The sequence below is a fragment of the Rhodanobacter sp. Root561 genome (genome assembly GCF_001427365.1).
In the GTDB taxonomy this organism is placed as follows: domain Bacteria; phylum Pseudomonadota; class Gammaproteobacteria; order Xanthomonadales; family Rhodanobacteraceae; genus Rhodanobacter.
The window spans coordinates 140,152-154,610 of record NZ_LMGH01000013.1 but is presented as its reverse complement, the minus strand read 5'-3'; the positions used below and the strand labels follow the sequence as shown (position 1 = coordinate 154,610).

The 14,459-nt window shown below is 66.4% G+C and carries 13 protein-coding genes; 6 read left to right on the top strand and 7 right to left on the bottom strand.

The genetic code is table 11. The annotated features are described in order from the left end of the window. Positions 1-258: 258 nt before the first annotated feature. Together ASD55_RS13010 and ASD55_RS13005 are read left to right on the top strand one after the other, a co-directional pair. Positions 259-1,128, top strand: a complete 870-nt coding sequence (locus ASD55_RS13010) for an SDR family NAD(P)-dependent oxidoreductase (protein WP_235577810.1) — start codon at positions 259-261, stop codon at positions 1,126-1,128. Between the two features lie 74 nt (positions 1,129-1,202). Beyond that, positions 1,203-1,976 carry a glucose 1-dehydrogenase gene (locus ASD55_RS13005; protein WP_056766720.1) on the top strand — a complete coding sequence of 258 codons (774 nt, stop codon included), beginning with the start codon at positions 1,203-1,205 and terminating at the stop codon, positions 1,974-1,976. A gap of 72 nt (positions 1,977-2,048) precedes the next feature. Here the strand turns inward: ASD55_RS13005 and glmS are convergent, their stop codons facing one another. From glmS to ASD55_RS12980, 5 genes are all read right to left on the bottom strand, one after another. Then, complete coding sequence (gene glmS, locus ASD55_RS13000; RefSeq protein WP_056766718.1) at positions 2,049-3,878, bottom strand: glutamine--fructose-6-phosphate transaminase (isomerizing); 1,830 nt, start codon at positions 3,876-3,878, stop codon at positions 2,049-2,051. A gap of 130 nt (positions 3,879-4,008) precedes the next feature. Then, positions 4,009-5,379: a pyridoxal-phosphate dependent enzyme gene (locus tag ASD55_RS12995; protein WP_056766717.1), complete on the bottom strand. Its 1,371-nt coding sequence runs from the start codon at positions 5,377-5,379 to the stop codon at positions 4,009-4,011. 156 nt (positions 5,380-5,535) lie between these two features. Continuing rightward, entirely contained in the window at positions 5,536-5,763 is a 228-nt protein-coding gene (locus ASD55_RS12990; protein WP_056717360.1) for a YdcH family protein, read from the bottom strand. Positions 5,764-6,089: 326 nt separating this feature from the next. Then, positions 6,090-6,731: a hypothetical protein gene (locus ASD55_RS12985; protein WP_056766715.1), complete on the bottom strand. Its 642-nt coding sequence runs from the start codon at positions 6,729-6,731 to the stop codon at positions 6,090-6,092. Further along, entirely contained in the window at positions 6,728-7,294 is a 567-nt protein-coding gene (locus ASD55_RS12980; RefSeq protein WP_056766713.1) for a DUF4398 domain-containing protein, read from the bottom strand. Before ASD55_RS12980 ends, ASD55_RS12985 begins: the two co-directional genes overlap by 4 nt. A gap of 85 nt (positions 7,295-7,379) precedes the next feature. Between ASD55_RS12980 and ASD55_RS12975 the strand changes: the two genes are divergently transcribed. Further along, on the top strand, positions 7,380-8,492 hold the full coding sequence (locus tag ASD55_RS12975; RefSeq protein WP_007807540.1) for a PilT/PilU family type 4a pilus ATPase: 1,113 nt from the start codon (positions 7,380-7,382) through the stop codon (positions 8,490-8,492). A gap of 213 nt (positions 8,493-8,705) precedes the next feature. On the opposite strand, the gene maiA is transcribed toward ASD55_RS12975, so the two are convergent. Further along, positions 8,706-9,368, bottom strand: a complete 663-nt coding sequence (gene maiA / locus ASD55_RS12970) for a maleylacetoacetate isomerase (RefSeq protein WP_056766711.1) — start codon at positions 9,366-9,368, stop codon at positions 8,706-8,708. Positions 9,369-9,540: 172 nt separating this feature from the next. Here maiA and ASD55_RS12965 point away from each other — a divergent pair, with 172 nt between their 5' ends. Both ASD55_RS12965 and ASD55_RS12960 read left to right on the top strand, forming a co-directional pair. Beyond that, a complete protein-coding gene (locus ASD55_RS12965) occupies positions 9,541-10,725 on the top strand; it encodes a phosphoglycerate kinase (protein ID WP_056766709.1) in 1,185 nt (394 codons plus the stop codon). After that, positions 10,725-11,363 carry an HAD hydrolase-like protein gene (locus ASD55_RS12960; RefSeq protein WP_056766707.1) on the top strand — a complete coding sequence of 213 codons (639 nt, stop codon included), beginning with the start codon at positions 10,725-10,727 and terminating at the stop codon, positions 11,361-11,363. Before ASD55_RS12965 ends, ASD55_RS12960 begins: the two co-directional genes overlap by 1 nt. A gap of 65 nt (positions 11,364-11,428) precedes the next feature. On the opposite strand, the gene tkt is transcribed toward ASD55_RS12960, so the two are convergent. After that, the gene (gene tkt, locus ASD55_RS12955; RefSeq protein ID WP_056766705.1) at positions 11,429-13,438 is read right to left on the bottom strand and encodes a transketolase; all 2,010 of its coding nucleotides are present in this window, start codon (positions 13,436-13,438) and stop codon (positions 11,429-11,431) included. Between the two features lie 223 nt (positions 13,439-13,661). On the opposite strand from tkt, the gene ASD55_RS12950 reads away from it, so the two are divergent. Further along, positions 13,662-14,309, top strand: a complete 648-nt coding sequence (locus ASD55_RS12950) for an outer membrane beta-barrel protein (RefSeq protein WP_056766704.1) — start codon at positions 13,662-13,664, stop codon at positions 14,307-14,309. Positions 14,310-14,459: the final 150 nt, after the last annotated feature.

Genomic DNA, 14,459 nt, shown 5'->3' with positions numbered 1-14,459 from the left:
TGATCGGCTTGCGTGGTAAGTCGGCGACTTTGATGGCGCCGTCATGGATCAGCACATCCCCGAGCGCAATTTGGCGCTGTTTTTGATCCATAGTCAATATTAACTAAGTTTATAGTGAATATCTTTACCAGGGCTTTTCGGGGTGCTAGGGTGCGCGTTCGGCGCCCTCCTCCGGCGAGTGTCGCCGGACCCGAATTCTGGCCAGAGCGCCCGTCAGCAGGGCAACAGGAGGCTCCAATGATTGATCTGAAAGGGCGCGTGGCGATCGTGACCGGCGCAGGCGGCGGCCTCGGCCGCTCCCATGCGCTGCTGCTCGCCAGGCACGGCGCCCGCGTCGTGGTCAACGACCTGGGCGCCGGCGGCGCGGCGGTGGCCCGTGAGATCAACGAGAATGGCGGGGAAGCGTATTCCGCCGAAGGCTCGGTCACCGATGTCGCCTTCGTTCAACAGATGGTGGACACGGCGCTGGCCACCTGGGAACGCGTCGACATCCTGGTCAACAACGCGGGAATCCTGCGCGACAAGTCGTTCGCGAAGATGAGCCTCGACGATTTCCGCCTGGTGGTCGAAGTCCACCTGATGGGCGCCGCGCATTGCAGCAAGGCGGTCTGGGAGACGATGCGGACCCAGGGCTACGGGCGCATCGTGATGACCACCTCGTCTTCGGGCCTGTATGGCAATTTCGGACAGGCGAACTACGCCGCCGCGAAGATGGGCCTGGTCGGGTTGATGCAGACGCTTGCACTCGAGGGAGTCAAGCACGGCATCCGGGTCAATTGCGTTGCGCCGACCGCGGCCACCCGGATGATGGAAGACATCCTGCCGGAGGAACAACTGGCCTTGCTGCGACCCGAGCTGGTCAGCCCGGCCGTGCTTGCGCTGGTGTCCGAAGCCGCGCCGACGCGGGCCATCGTCTGCGCCGGCGCTGGCGGCTTCGAGCTGGCGAATGTCAGCCTGACCCAGGGGATCCACCTTGCGGGCGCGACGCTTTCTGCCGAGAACCTGCTCGCGCAATGGGCGCAGGTTGCGGACAGGAACGGAGAATTCATTCCCGAGCAGGGTTTCGATCAGAGTCGTCACGAATTGCGCAAGGCCGGCTACGTCCCCACCGAGGCGACCGGGGCCTGAGGCAGCTGGACGATCTCGGTCTTCCGCCGATCCTTTCCCCCTGACCGTTCGAAGGCGAAACGCGGGGCACACTGATGAACACGTTTGCAGGCAAGGTCGCGCTGGTGACGGGCGCAAGCTCCGGCCTGGGTGAGGCGACCGCCCGGAAATTCGCGCAGGAGGGTGCGAAGGTCGTCATCGCCGCCCGGCGCACGGAGCAAGGCACTCAGGTCGCGCAACAGATCATCGCCCTGGGTGGCGAGGCGCATTTTGTCCGTGCCGACGTCAGCTGCGCGGCGGACGTCGAGCGCATGGTCAACGAGACGGTGGAGAGGTTTGGCCGTCTGGACTGTGCCGTCAACAACGCGGGAATCGCCGGGCCCAGGTTCACGCCGGCAGCCGAAGTGACCGAGGCAGAATGGGACGAGGTCATGGGCGTCAACCTGAAGGGCGTGTGGCTCTGCATGAAGCATGAAATACGCACCATGCTGGCGAACGGGGGCGGCGCCATCGTCAATGTCGCTTCGATCTACGGCTGCAAGCCGAGCGACATCGGCCATGCGCCCTACTCGACCAGCAAGTTCGGCGTCGTCGGCCTCACCCGGTCCGCGGCGGCCGACTATGGGCAGATGGGCATTCGCATCAACGCGGTCGCGCCCGGCTTCACGGCGAGCGAGATGGTCAATCCCGACCGGCCCGGCGCAGCAGAGCGGTACAAGGCGCTTGTCGCCCGTCATTCGGGCATGAACCGTTTGGGCAAGGCCGAAGAAACCGCGAACGCGATCCTCTGGCTGTGCTCCGGGAGCGCGAGCTACGTCAGCGGAACCGTGCTCACCATCGACGGCGGCAGCGCCACACGGCTCTACTGAAGTCACCTGCGATATGCGGTGCCCGGGCTCCCCATTATTCGGCGGCCCCAGTCACCCGGGGCGACCGGCGCATCATTCCACAGTGACCGACTTGGCCAGGTTGCGCGGCTGGTCGACGTCGGTGCCGCGCAGCACGGCGACGTGATAGGCCAGCAGTTGCAGCGGCACGGTGAACACCGCCGGTGCGATGAAGCTGCCGCCGGATTCCACGCGCAGCATCGTGCCGTGGGCGGCCATGTCGTCCATGCCGGCAGCACCGTCGGCGAACACGATCAGGCGACCGCCGCGGGCACGCACTTCCTGCAGGTTGGACTTCAGCTTGTCCAGCAGCGGGCCGTTCGGCGCCACGGCCACGATCGGCATATGCTCGTCGACCAGGGCCAGCGGCCCGTGCTTGAGCTCGCCCGCGGGATAGGCTTCGGCGTGGATGTAGGAGATTTCCTTGAGCTTCAGTGCGCCTTCCAGCGCGACCGGATATTGCGCGCCGCGACCCAGGAACAGGGCGTGCTGGCGGTGGATGAATTCGGCAGACAGCTCGATGATCGCCGGCTCCAGCTTCAGCGCATCCTCGATCGCGCGCGGAAGATGCTGCAGCTCGGTGCACAGCGCGGCGTAGCGATCCTCGGCGAGGCCGTTGCGACGCGCCAGTTCCAGCGCCAGCAGGGCCAGCCCGGCCAGCTGGGTGGTGAACGCCTTGGTCGAGGCCACGCCGATCTCGGGGCCGGCGCGGGTCATCAGTTTCAGGTCGGCTTCGCGCACCAGCGAGGATTCGGGCGAATTGCAGATGACCAGGGTGCCCAGATAACCGCGGCGGCGCGATTCGCGCATCGCGGCCAGCGTGTCGGCGGTTTCGCCGGACTGCGAGATGGCGACAAACAGCGTGCCGTCCGGCACCACCGCCTCGCGATAGCGGAATTCGCTGGCCACTTCCACGCTGACCGGCAGGCGCGCGAATTCCTCGATCCAGTACTTGGCCACGAGGCCGGCGTGATAGCTGGTGCCGCAGGCGATGATGTGCACGCCGCGCGTAGCTTGCAGCAACGCGTCGCTGTCGATCCCGAAGATGTTCGGCAGCACGCCATGCGGGCCGATGCGCGCCTCCAGCGTGTCGGCCACCGCGCGCGGCTGCTCGAAGATTTCCTTCTGCATGTAGTGGCGGTATTCGCCGCGCTCGACCGCGTCCCTGGACAGCTCGCTCTCGTGCATGTCCCGCTGCACCGGCGTGCCGTCCAGGCCGAACACCTGCACGCCGTCGCGGGTGATCTCGACCACGTCATCCTCGTCGAGGTAGAGCATCTTGTTGGTGACCTGGATCAGCGCCTGCGCGTCGGAGCCCAGGAAGTTCTCGCCGATGCCGAGGCCAACCAGCAGCGGCGCGCCGCGGCGCGCGCCGACCACGCGATCGGGCTCGTCACTGCTGAGCACGGCGATGGCATAGGCACCTTCCAGTTCGCGCACCGTGGCCAGCACCGCCTCGCGCAGGCTCACGCCCGCCGTGTAGCGCCGGTCGATCAGCGCCGCCATCACTTCGGTGTCCGTTTCCGAGGTGAATACGTGGCCCTCCGCCTGCAACTCGGCGCGCAGGCCGGCGTAGTTCTCGATGATGCCGTTGTGCACGATGGAGATGCGCCCGGCCATGTGCGGATGCGCGTTCGCCTCGCTGGGCACGCCGTGGGTGGCCCAGCGCGTATGCGCGATGCCGGTGCCGCCGGGCAGCGGATCGGCGAGGTACAGCGCCTCCATTTCGCGCACCTTGCCCTTGGCACGCGCCCGGCGGATCTCGCCACGATCGATCACGGCCACGCCGGACGAGTCGTAACCCCGGTATTCGAGCGCCTTCAGGCCGGCGATCAGCAGCGGCGCGACATCACGCTGGGCAACGGCAGCAACAATTCCACACATCGTTCGGATTTCCTTGGAGAAGCAGGGCCTCCGGCCCTGCATGGACGGGCGATTATGCCCGTTCATTCATGACTGTTCGCTGCCCGAACCGGGTGCGTCCGGCGATGGCCGCGAGTTTCATTCAGCCTGTTCAGTTCACCTTGCGACGCAGCCAGTTCAGCAGGTCGATGCGGGTGATCAGGCCGAGGAAGTCGTCGCCGTCGACCACGATGGCCACGTGGCCGCGCTCGAACACCGGCAGCAGCGATTCGACCGGCGAGCGCACATCGAGCTTCTGCAGGCTGGTGATCATGGCGCTCGACACCGAATCGCGGAAACGCGACTCGTCGGCGTGCACGTGCATCAGCACGTCCGATTCGTCGACGATGCCCACCAGCTTGCGGCCGTCCATCACCGGCAGCTGCGACACGTCGTACAGCTTCATGCGGTTGTAAGCGGTGATCAGCAATTCGTTGGGGCCGACCACCACGGTGTCGCGCTGGGCGAACGGGCGCAGCAGCAGGTCGCGCAGGTCGCCGTGCTGCTCGCGCTCGATGAAGCCGTTGTCGAGCATCCAGTAGTCGTTGTACAGCTTGGACAGATACTTGTTGCCGGTGTCGCAGACCAGGGTCACCACGCGCTTCGACGTGGTCTGCTCGCGGCAGTAGCGCAGCGCCGCGGCCAGCAGGGTGCCGGTGGACGAGCCGCCCAGGATGCCCTCCTTCGCCAGCAGCTCGCGGGCGGTGAGGAAGCTCTCCTTGTCCGGGATCGCGTAGGCCTTCTTCACCCGGGTGAAGTCGCTGATGCCCGGCAGGAAATCCTCGCCGATGCCTTCGACCATCCAGCTGGCCGACTTGGTCGAGAGCGTGCCCTCGTTGATGTATTCGGCGAGGATGGAACCGACCGGATCGGCCAGCACCAGTTCGGTCTGCGGCGAGTGTTCGGCGAAGAATTTCGACAGGCCGCTCAGCGTGCCGGACGAACCGCAGCCGAGCACGATCGCGTCGACCTGGCCGTCCATCTGCTCGAGGATTTCCGGCCCGGTGGTGGCGATGTGCGCGGCCGGGTTGTCGGGGTTGCCGAACTGGTTGATGAAGTACGCGCCGGGCGTCTCGCGAGCGATCCGCTCGGCCATGTCCTGGTAATACTCGGGATGGCCCTTGGCCACGTCGGAACGGGTCAGCACCACTTCGGCGCCCATCGCCTTCAAGTTGAAGATCTTCTCGCGACTCATCTTGTCCGGCACCACCAGGATCAGGCGGTAACCCTTGGCCTGCGCCACCAGGGCCAGGCCCAGGCCGGTGTTGCCGGCGGTGCCTTCGACCAGGATGTCGCCCGGGCGGATGCGGCCGTCCTTCTCGGCGCCCTCGATCATCGACAGGCCGATGCGGTCCTTGATCGAGCCGCCGGGGTTGGCGCTTTCCAGCTTGAGGAACAGTTCGCACAGGCCGGTGTCCAGGCGCTGGGTGCGGACCATCGGCGTGTGGCCGATCAATTCAAGAACGCTCTGGTGGACCGTCATGGGGGCTCCGTGATGTGGCTGCGACGCGATGAGGACCGTCGCGACAAGAGGGCCATGATACCCGAGCGCTCGAAGCGGGCAGCGCAAACGCGGCGGCCCCGGCACCCTTTCCGTCTGGCGGAAAGGGCCCGGGGCCGCGTTCGCGAACAGCCGAGGTCAGTGGACGAGATGCGCCCGATCTGCCCACATGCGTTCGAGTCGGGACTTGGCCAGCAATTTTTCCTTCTTCATGCTGGCCAGGGTCATGTCGTCGATGGGCAGTACGCCGATGTCGGCGTCGTGCACCTTGCTGTCGAGTTCCCTGTGATGCTGGTAGAGCCGCCGGAATTCCGCATCAGCCTTCATCAATGCCTCGACATCATCACGCTGCTGGTTTTCAAACATGGTCCGACCTCCTCGCGAGTTGACGTGCGGACGCAACAGGCCGTCCGCAGACGGTGAACCGGGGCGCGCACCCTCGATCCGCGCCGGAACACCGGATGCGGAGGAAGCTTTCGAAGCGAGAAATGCGTGCATGGTTCGGTCAGTGACCCACGGGACCGGGATGCCCCGTGGGACTTTGACCCTACTCCCCCACCGGAGGGGGTGCAAGCGTTTCGAGGGCACTTTCGGGAGGCGTGGAAAGTTCCGTAAAAAACTGTCAAAACAGCCTTTTACATCCGCTCAACGACTTTCTTCCGCGACCGTAACGGGGGCCGGAAACGACCCGGTCAGCGATGCTGGCCGGACGGCTTGGTATCGGTCCCGGAGGGCTTGTCCGCGCCTTCCATCTGCGAACGCATCGCCTTGGCCGCCTGCGCCGCCAACTCGGCCTGCCGCTTGGCGGCGCGTGCCACCTTGCTCTGGGCCGCGGCCAGCTTCTTTGCCCGATCCGCTTCCGCCCGGGCCTGGTCGGCCGCCTGCGAGTACTCCAGGCCCTGCGCCTGCAGCCGGGCCGCCTCCTCCTGCGCCAGCTGGTATTGCAGGCGCTGGCGCTCCAGCTCGCGCCGGGCCAGCTCCGCATCGCGGCGGCTGTTGTCCAGCAGGATCTGGTCGTGTTCGCGATCGAGCTGGGTCAGCTTGACCTGGGCGTCCTGCACCTGCGCGGCGGTCTTGGCCAGGTCGACGCGACGCTCGGCCAGATACAGCGCATGCGGCCGCTCACGCGAGCCGGCCTGGGCCAGCCGGTTGATGGCGTCACGGGCACGGGCCTGTTCGGCCTGGGCGTAGGCGCCCAGGCCGGGATCGCTGGCGAGCTGGTTGAGGCTGCCGGTCAGGCGGTTGATGTCGATGTCGTCCTGGCGGGCATGAGCCGAACCCAGCGTGCCCAACGCCAGCGCGAGGGTGGCAAGGATGATGGCGGAACGCTTCATGGCTGACCTCCCGCGGGGTCCACCGCAGGCTGTTGTGCGTTGTCCGGCACGGTCTGGAAACCGTCACCGGCCGGTGAGGACAGCGCCGAGGACGGCGGAGCCGGCATGTCTTCGGTGGGCTGGGCGTTGCTGGCCGGTGGCGCCGGTGCAGGCGTAGGCGCCTGCGCCGCGGCGGCCGCAGCCTCACCCTGGGCCCGCAGACGGCTGTTTTCCTGCATCTTGCTCTGGATCTGGGCGCGCGCTGCGCCCAGGCGGGCTTTGGCCTGGGCCAGTTCCGCGTCGGCGCGGGATTCCTCGGCCAGGCTCGCCGCGTCAGCGTACTTGCGTTCGGCCATCGCCGACTGCGCCAGCTGGAACTTGTCCTGGGCAAAACCGAGGTCCACCGGCGCATAATCGGCCGCGCCGGCGTCGCGAGCCATCTGCAGCTGGGTCTGGGCCATGTTCATCGAGTCATTGGGCGGCGGCACCGAGGCGCAGCCAGCCACGAACAGGGCCAGGACCAGGGCGATCAGGACGGTGCGGCCGGGCCGGAAATGTCCGGCCGGCAGGGAAAAGATGTGCATCACATTCCTCATGGTGTGTCGCAGCGTATTGTGGGCGGGCATAATCCATCATTGCAACGCGCATTTCGCAAACTAGGGGTTTTTCGTGGACATCGGTTACTTCCTGAAGCTTATGGTAGACAAGGGCGCGTCGGACATGTTCCTGTCCACGGGCGCCCCGGTGAATATCAAGGTCGAGGGCAAACTGTATCCGCTGGGCAATACCGGCCTTCCCAGCGGCATGGTCAAGAAGATCGCCTACTCGCTGATGGACGAAGGCCAGGTGCCCCAGTTCGAGCGCGACCTTGAATTGAACATGGCGCTGGCGGTGAAGGAAGCCGGCCGCTTCCGCATCAACGTGTTCAAGCAGCGCGGCGAAGTGGGCATGGTGATCCGCGCGATCAAGAGCGAGATCCCCAGCATCGAGCAGCTGCAGCTGCCGAAGATCTTCCGCGACCTGATCATGGAGCCGCGCGGCCTGATCCTGGTGGTCGGCGCCACCGGTTCGGGCAAGTCGACCACGCTGGCGGCGATGCTCGACCACCGCAACACGAATTCCTCCGGCCACATCCTCACCATCGAGGATCCGATCGAATACCTGCACCGGCACAAGAAGTCGATCGTCAACCAGCGCGAGGTGGGCCTGGACACCCACACCTATCATGAGGCCCTGAAGAACGCGATGCGCGAGGCGCCGGACGTGATCATGATCGGCGAGATCCGCGACACCGACACCATGGAAGCGGCGATCGCCTTCTCCGAGACCGGCCACCTGTGCTTGGCCACGCTGCACTCGAACAACGCCGACCAGACGCTGGAACGCATCCTCAACTTCTTCCCCGAATCGGCGCACAAGAACGTGCTGATGAACCTGGCGCTGAACCTGCGCGCGGTGATCAGCCAGCGCCTGGTGATCGGCAAGGACGGCCGGCGCATTCCCGCCGCCGAGGTGCTGCTGAACACCCCGCTGATCCGCGACATGATCCGCCGTGGCCAGACCCACGAGATCAAGGAGGCGATGGACCGCAGCCTGCAGGAAGGCATGCAGACCTTCGACCAGTCGCTCTACCGCCTGTACAAGGAAGGCCGCGTGGACCTGGACGAAGCGCTCAACAAGTCCGACTCGCGCGACGGCCTGGCCCTGAAGATCCGCCTGGCCGAAGGCGGCACCAGCGACGAGGAACTGGCCGGCAACGACCCGTACGGGATGGGCTTCTAGAAAAGCGGCCCATGGCCGCCGCAAAACCCCTTCTCCCCGCCGGGGAGACAAATCGGCAGGATTGCCGATTTGCACGGCGACAGCCGCCCGAAGGGTGAGGGCCAAGGATGGCCCGAATGCAGGTGGCCCGAAGGGTCGGATGAGGGGTCACGGTTGCGACAGATCCCCACCCCGACAAAAGCGATCGCGCACAAGGTGCGCTCCTGCACGTTCTCAAGGCGCGTCCGGCTGAGCCTCCGGAGCGGCACGCTGGAACGCTTCCAGTTCGTTGCAGGCGCGGTGGATGCGCGCGATGGTGGGGTAATCGTCCATCGGCAGTTTCCAGCGCAGCGCGTTGTAGACCTGCGGAATCAGGCAGGCGTCGGCCATGCTCGGCGTCTCGCCGTGGCAATAGCGACCCGTCGCGGCGCTGTCGGACAGCTGCTCCTCGATCGCCCTGAAACCCGCCGCCATCCAGTGTCGCGACCAGGCCGCGCGCTGTTCCTCGCTGGCGCCAAATTCAGCCTCCAGCTGTTGCAGGACACGCAGGTTGCCCAGCGGATGGATGTCGCAGGTGACCGCCATCGCCAGCGCCCTGACCTGGGCGCGACCGCGGGCGTCCACCGGCAGCAGGGCCGTTTCCAGTTCCGGGTGCATCTCGTCCAGGTATTCCATGATCGCCAGTGACTGGGTGATCACCCGATCGCCATCGAGCAGGCACGGCACCATTTCCTGTGGGTTGAGTGCCTTGTAGGCCGGCGCATGCTGCTGACCGCCGTCCTGCACCAGATGCACCGGCCGGGTTTCGTACTCCAACCCCTTGAGGTTCAGCGCGATGCGCACGCGATAGGCAGCGCTGGAGCGCCAGTAGCTGTAAAGCACCAGACCGGTGGCCATGAGCAGTCCCCCTCTGCACGATGATGGCAAGCAGGCGACAGTGTGGCCCGGGCCGGTCCGGGCCGCAACGCCCCGTCGAACGGCGGCCGGTTTGCATCGACACGACCGGGACCGGACAATAGTAGGCTGCCGCCCGTTCGCGGTGAATCCCGACCACCACTGGAGTCCTGCCGTGTCCGTCACCCGCATGAGCGACCTCGATTTGCGCGACCAGCGCGTGCTGATCCGCGAAGACCTGAACGTGCCGTTCGACGACCACGGCCAGATCACCTCGACCCAGCGCCTCGACGCCGCCCTGCCGACCATCCGGGCCGCCCGCGATGCCAGCGCCCGCGTCATGGTGATGTCGCACCTGGGCCGCCCCAAGGAAGGCCAGTTCGACGCCGAATCCTCACTGGCGCCGGTGGCACTCTGGCTCGGCGGCAAGCTGGATCAGCCGGTGCGGCTGGTTTCCGACTATCTGGCTGACGGCGTCGAGGTCGGCCCGGGCGAAGTCGTGCTGCTGGAAAACTGCCGCATGAATGTCGGCGAGGGCAAGGACGACGAGGTGCTGGCAAAGAAATATGCGGCGCTGTGCGACATCTTCGTGATGGACGCCTTCGGCACCGCGCACCGCGCCCAGGCCTCGACCCACGGCGTGATCAGGTACGCCCCGGTCGCCGCCGCCGGCCCGCTGCTGTGCGCCGAGCTCGACGCGCTGGGCAAGGCGCTGGAACATCCGGCCCACCCGCTGCTGGCGATCGTGGCCGGTTCGAAGGTGTCGACCAAGCTGACCCTGCTGGACAACCTGATCGGCAAGGTCGACCAGCTGATCGTGGGCGGCGGCATCGCCAATACCTTCATCGCGGCGATGGGCCACTCGGTCGGCAACTCGCTGGTGGAGATGGACCTGCTCGACGCGGCGAAGAAGGTGCTGGCCGACGCAAAGCGACGTGGCGCCGAAGTGCCGATGCCGGTCGACGTGGTGGTGGCACCGACCTTCTCCGCCCAGGCGCCGGCCACGGTGAAACCGGTCGATCAGGTCGGGCCGGACGAAATGATCCTCGACATCGGCCCGCAAACCGCGGAGATCTACGCCGCGCTGATCGCCAGGGCCGGCACCGTGGTGTGGAACGGTCCGGTCGGCGTGTTCGAGTTCGACGCCTTCGGCAAGGGCACCGAGACCCTGGCCCGCGCGATCGCCGCGTCGGACGCATTCTCGATCGCCGGCGGCGGCGACACCCTGGCGGCCGTCGACAAGTACGGCATCGCCGACCAGGTTTCCTACATCTCCACCGGCGGCGGCGCCTTCCTCGAATTCCTCGAAGGCAAGGAACTGCCCGCGGTCACCGCATTGAAGGCGCGGGCCGCGAAGTAATGCTCTGCCTGTTCGACCTCGACGGCACCCTGATCGATTCCGAGCATGGCATCACCGCCTGCGTGAGACACGCTCTGGCCCGGCTCGACGTGTCGGCGCCCGCGCACGAGGAACTGCGCCGCTGGATCGGTCCGCCGCTGCGGCACAGCTTTGCGCCCTTGCTGGATCACGATCCCGAGCGGATCGAGGCGGCGGTGGATTACTACCACGAGCGTTTCAACACGCTGGGCTGGCGGGAACACGAGGTCTATCCGGGCATCGAGGCGCTGATCGAACGGCTGCTCGGCGCCGGCCACCGACTCGCCGTGGTCACCAGCAAGCCGCACCGCCACGCCGCGCCGATCATCGCCCACCTGCCCTTCGGCGACGCCTTCCTGCGCCTGTACGGCCCGCATCCGGACAGCCCACACAGCGAGAAGGCCTCGATGATCGCCGAGGCGCTGGCGGATTTCGACAGCGACCCGGCAGACGCCGTGATGATCGGCGACCGCCACTTCGACATCGACGGCGCAGTGGCCAACCGCGTGCGCGGTTTCGGCGTGCTGTGGGGCTTCGGCAACCGCGAGGAACTGGAGCAGGCCGGGGCCAGCGCGATCGCGGCGACACCGGACGAACTGGCTGGCCTGCTGCTCGCCTGAGTTTGCCAGCGCGTAAAAAAAGCCGCGGCATGCCGCGGCTTTTTTGTGGATGAAGAAACCCGCGCTCAGCGCACGACGCGCTTCACCGCATCGATCACGTGCGCCACGGTGAAGCCGAAGTGTTCGAACAGCTGCGGTGCGGGTGCGGAGGCACCGAACGTGGTCATGCCGATGACCTCGCCGTCGAGGCCCACGTACTTGCACCAGAAGTCGGCAGTCGCCGCTTCCACCGCCACGCGGGCGCGGCACCAGCCCGGCAACACGCCTTCGCGGTATTCCAGCGGCTGCGCGTCGAACACCTCGGTGCAAGGCATCGACACCACGCGCACCGCCACGTCCTGCTGGGCCAGCGCGCGCGAGGCTTCCATCGCCAGTTCCACTTCCGAGCCGGTGGCGATCAGGATGGCCTGGAACTTCGTGTCCAGCGGATCGGACAGCACGTAACCGCCGCGCATGATGTCGGCGACCTGCTGCTCGCTGCGCTGCTGATGCTTGAGGTTCTGCCGCGAGAAGATCAGGCACGACGGCGCGCCCTTGCGCTCGATCGCCGCCTTCCACGACGCCGCCGATTCCACGGCGTCGCATGGACGCCACAGCTGGTTGTTCGGGATGTAGCGCAGGCTGGCCATGTGCTCGACCGGCTGGTGGGTCGGACCGTCCTCGCCCAGGCCGATCGAGTCGTGCGTGTAGACGTGGATCGCGTGCGCCGGAATCAGCGCGCTCATGCGCACCGCATTGCGGGCATAGTCGGAGAACACCAGGAAGGTCGCGTCGTACGGGATGAAGCCGCCGTGCAGGGCCACGCCGTTGGCGATCGCGGTCATGCCGAACTCGCGCACGCCGTAGTAGACGTAGTTGCCCTGGCCGCCCGCGCTGTCGCCGGTGGCGGCGTCGAGGCTGCCCTTCCACTTGGTGAGGTTGGAGCCGGCCAGGTCGGCCGAGCCGCCGATCAGTTCGGGCAGCAGCGGGCCGAACGCGTCCAGCGTCATCTGCGAGGCCTTGCGCGAGGCCACTTCCGGGCCCTCGGCCTGCAACTTCGCGATATACGCCTGCGACTTCTCCGCCCAGTCGGCGGGCAGCTCGCCGGCGAGGCGCCGCTTGAACTCGGCAGCCAGCTCCGGATGCGCGGCGGCGTATTTCGCGAACGCGTCGTTCCAGGCCTGCTCGGCTTCATTACCTGACTTTTTGTGATCCCAGGCGGCGTAGATCTCGGCCGGGATTTCGAACGGCGCGTACTTCCAGCCCAGCTGTTCGCGGGCGGCGGCGATCTCGTCCTTGCCCAGCGGGGCGCCGTGGCTTTCTTCCTTGCCCTGCTTGTGCGGCGCGCCGAAACCGATGATGGTCTTGGCGCAGATCAGGGTGGGCTTGTCGTGCTGCGCCGTAGCGGCAGCAATCGCCTTCCTGATCGCCTCGGCGTCGTGCCCGTCGATGCCGCGGATCACGTTCCAGCCATAGGCCTCGAAGCGCGCCGGCGTGTCGTCGGTGAACCAGCCGTGCACTTCGCCGTCGATGGAGATGCCGTTGTCGTCGTAGATCGCGACCAGCTTGCCCAGCTGCCAGGTGCCGGCCAGCGAGGCGACTTCGTGCGAGATGCCTTCCATCAGGCAGCCGTCGCCGAGGAAGACGTAGGTGTGGTGATCGACTACTTCGTGGCCGTCACGGTTGAAATGCGCCGCCAGCACCTTCTCCGCCAGCGCGAAGCCGACGGCGTTGGCCAGGCCCTGGCCCAGCGGGCCGGTGGTGGTTTCCACTCCCGGCGTTTCACTGGCTTCCGGGTGGCCGGCGGTCTTCGAATGCAGCTGGCGGAAGCGCTTCAGCTGATCCATCGGCAGGTCGAAGCCGGTCAGGTGCAGCAGCGCGTACTGCAGCATCGAGCCGTGGCCGTTGGACAGCACGAAGCGATCGCGGTTGAACCACTTGGGGTTGGCCGGATTGAACTTCAGGAAATCGTTCCACAGCACCTCGGCGAGATCGGCCATGCCCATCGGCATGCCCGGATGGCCGGACTTGGCCGCTTCCACGGCATCCATGGCAAGGGCTCGCACGGCGTTGGCGAGTTCGCGGCGGGTGGTCATCGGGCAGTCTCCGGCGGGTGCAAAACGTCTATTGTCGCCGATCGACCGTGCGCTGTCGTCTGCGGCTTTTCGATTAATCACCGCTTAACCCCGACATCCCACGGTTCGGCGAGCTTCAGTCTCGACCCACTATCAATGTGCCCGCAGCGCCATCCCCGAGCGCTGCCCGACCCGTGCGTTCCGCGGAATGCGCCGTGGTCCGGATCAAAGAAGAGGACTCCCCATGAACAAGCATCTATTCGCACTCGCCATCGCCACCACCGGACTGTGCACGGTTCCGGCCTTTGCCCAGGACACCCAGTCCACGGCCGGCACGACCGAAGCCGCCACGAGCGGCAACTTCCAGCCCGGCCAGCCGATCGGCAGCGGCAACTGGTTCCTCAACGGCAGTGTCGGCCAGGCGCACATGCGCGTCGGCCCCTACAACGACCACCCGACGACCTACGCCATCAACGGCGGCTACCGCTGGAAGGTCGGCCCGGATGTCGGCCTCGGCGTGGAGGTCGGCTACAACGACCTGGGCAACTTCAAGCTGAAGAACGCCTTCAACAGCAACGACGTCAACCTGACCGACCGCCGCAACGCGCTGCGCGGCTGGACCGCCGGCGTCAACGGCAAGATCAACGTGTGGCAGGGGCTGTATGTCAGCGGCCGGGCCGGCGTGTATGGCTGGAAGGGCCACGGCTACGCCAACCAGGACATCAACCGGCATGACCTCGACCAGGTCGACTGGTATGCCGGCGTGGGCACGGGCTACGACTTCAATCCGCATTTCAGCCTGGGCCTGTCGTACGACTACTACCGCGCCAACAAGGATCGGGTCGGCCTGACCTCGGACACGGCTTCGCTGACGGCCGAGTACCGTTTCTGATCCGTCCGAGCCGTTTTCGTTAACGCCGGCTTAATACTGAACTAATCGGTATTGAATCTTTCCCGGCCCGACCCATCTAAGTCTCCGTGTCGCCGACCACCTTGGACAGCGCACCACCAGCAGCGGCCACTCCCCCATCGGGCCGACTGC

Bases quoted from the DNA above. Each gene is read 5' to 3' on its own strand.
- ASD55_RS13005 (WP_056766720.1), top strand. From the start codon at position 1,203: ATGAACACGTTTGCAGGCAAGGTCGCGCTGGTGACGGGCGCAAGCTCC.
- glmS (WP_056766718.1), bottom strand. From the start codon at position 3,878: ATGTGTGGAATTGTTGCTGCCGTTGCCCAGCGTGATGTCGCGCCGCTG.
- ASD55_RS12995 (WP_056766717.1), bottom strand. From the start codon at position 5,379: ATGACGGTCCACCAGAGCGTTCTTGAATTGATCGGCCACACGCCGATG.
- ASD55_RS12990 (WP_056717360.1), bottom strand. From the start codon at position 5,763: ATGTTTGAAAACCAGCAGCGTGATGATGTCGAGGCATTGATGAAGGCT.
- ASD55_RS12985 (WP_056766715.1), bottom strand. From the start codon at position 6,731: ATGAAGCGTTCCGCCATCATCCTTGCCACCCTCGCGCTGGCGTTGGGC.
- ASD55_RS12980 (WP_056766713.1), bottom strand. From the start codon at position 7,294: ATGCACATCTTTTCCCTGCCGGCCGGACATTTCCGGCCCGGCCGCACC.
- maiA (WP_056766711.1), bottom strand. From the start codon at position 9,368: ATGGCCACCGGTCTGGTGCTTTACAGCTACTGGCGCTCCAGCGCTGCC.
- ASD55_RS12960 (WP_056766707.1), top strand. From the start codon at position 10,725: ATGCTCTGCCTGTTCGACCTCGACGGCACCCTGATCGATTCCGAGCAT.
- tkt (WP_056766705.1), bottom strand. From the start codon at position 13,438: ATGACCACCCGCCGCGAACTCGCCAACGCCGTGCGAGCCCTTGCCATG.
- ASD55_RS12950 (WP_056766704.1), top strand. From the start codon at position 13,662: ATGAACAAGCATCTATTCGCACTCGCCATCGCCACCACCGGACTGTGC.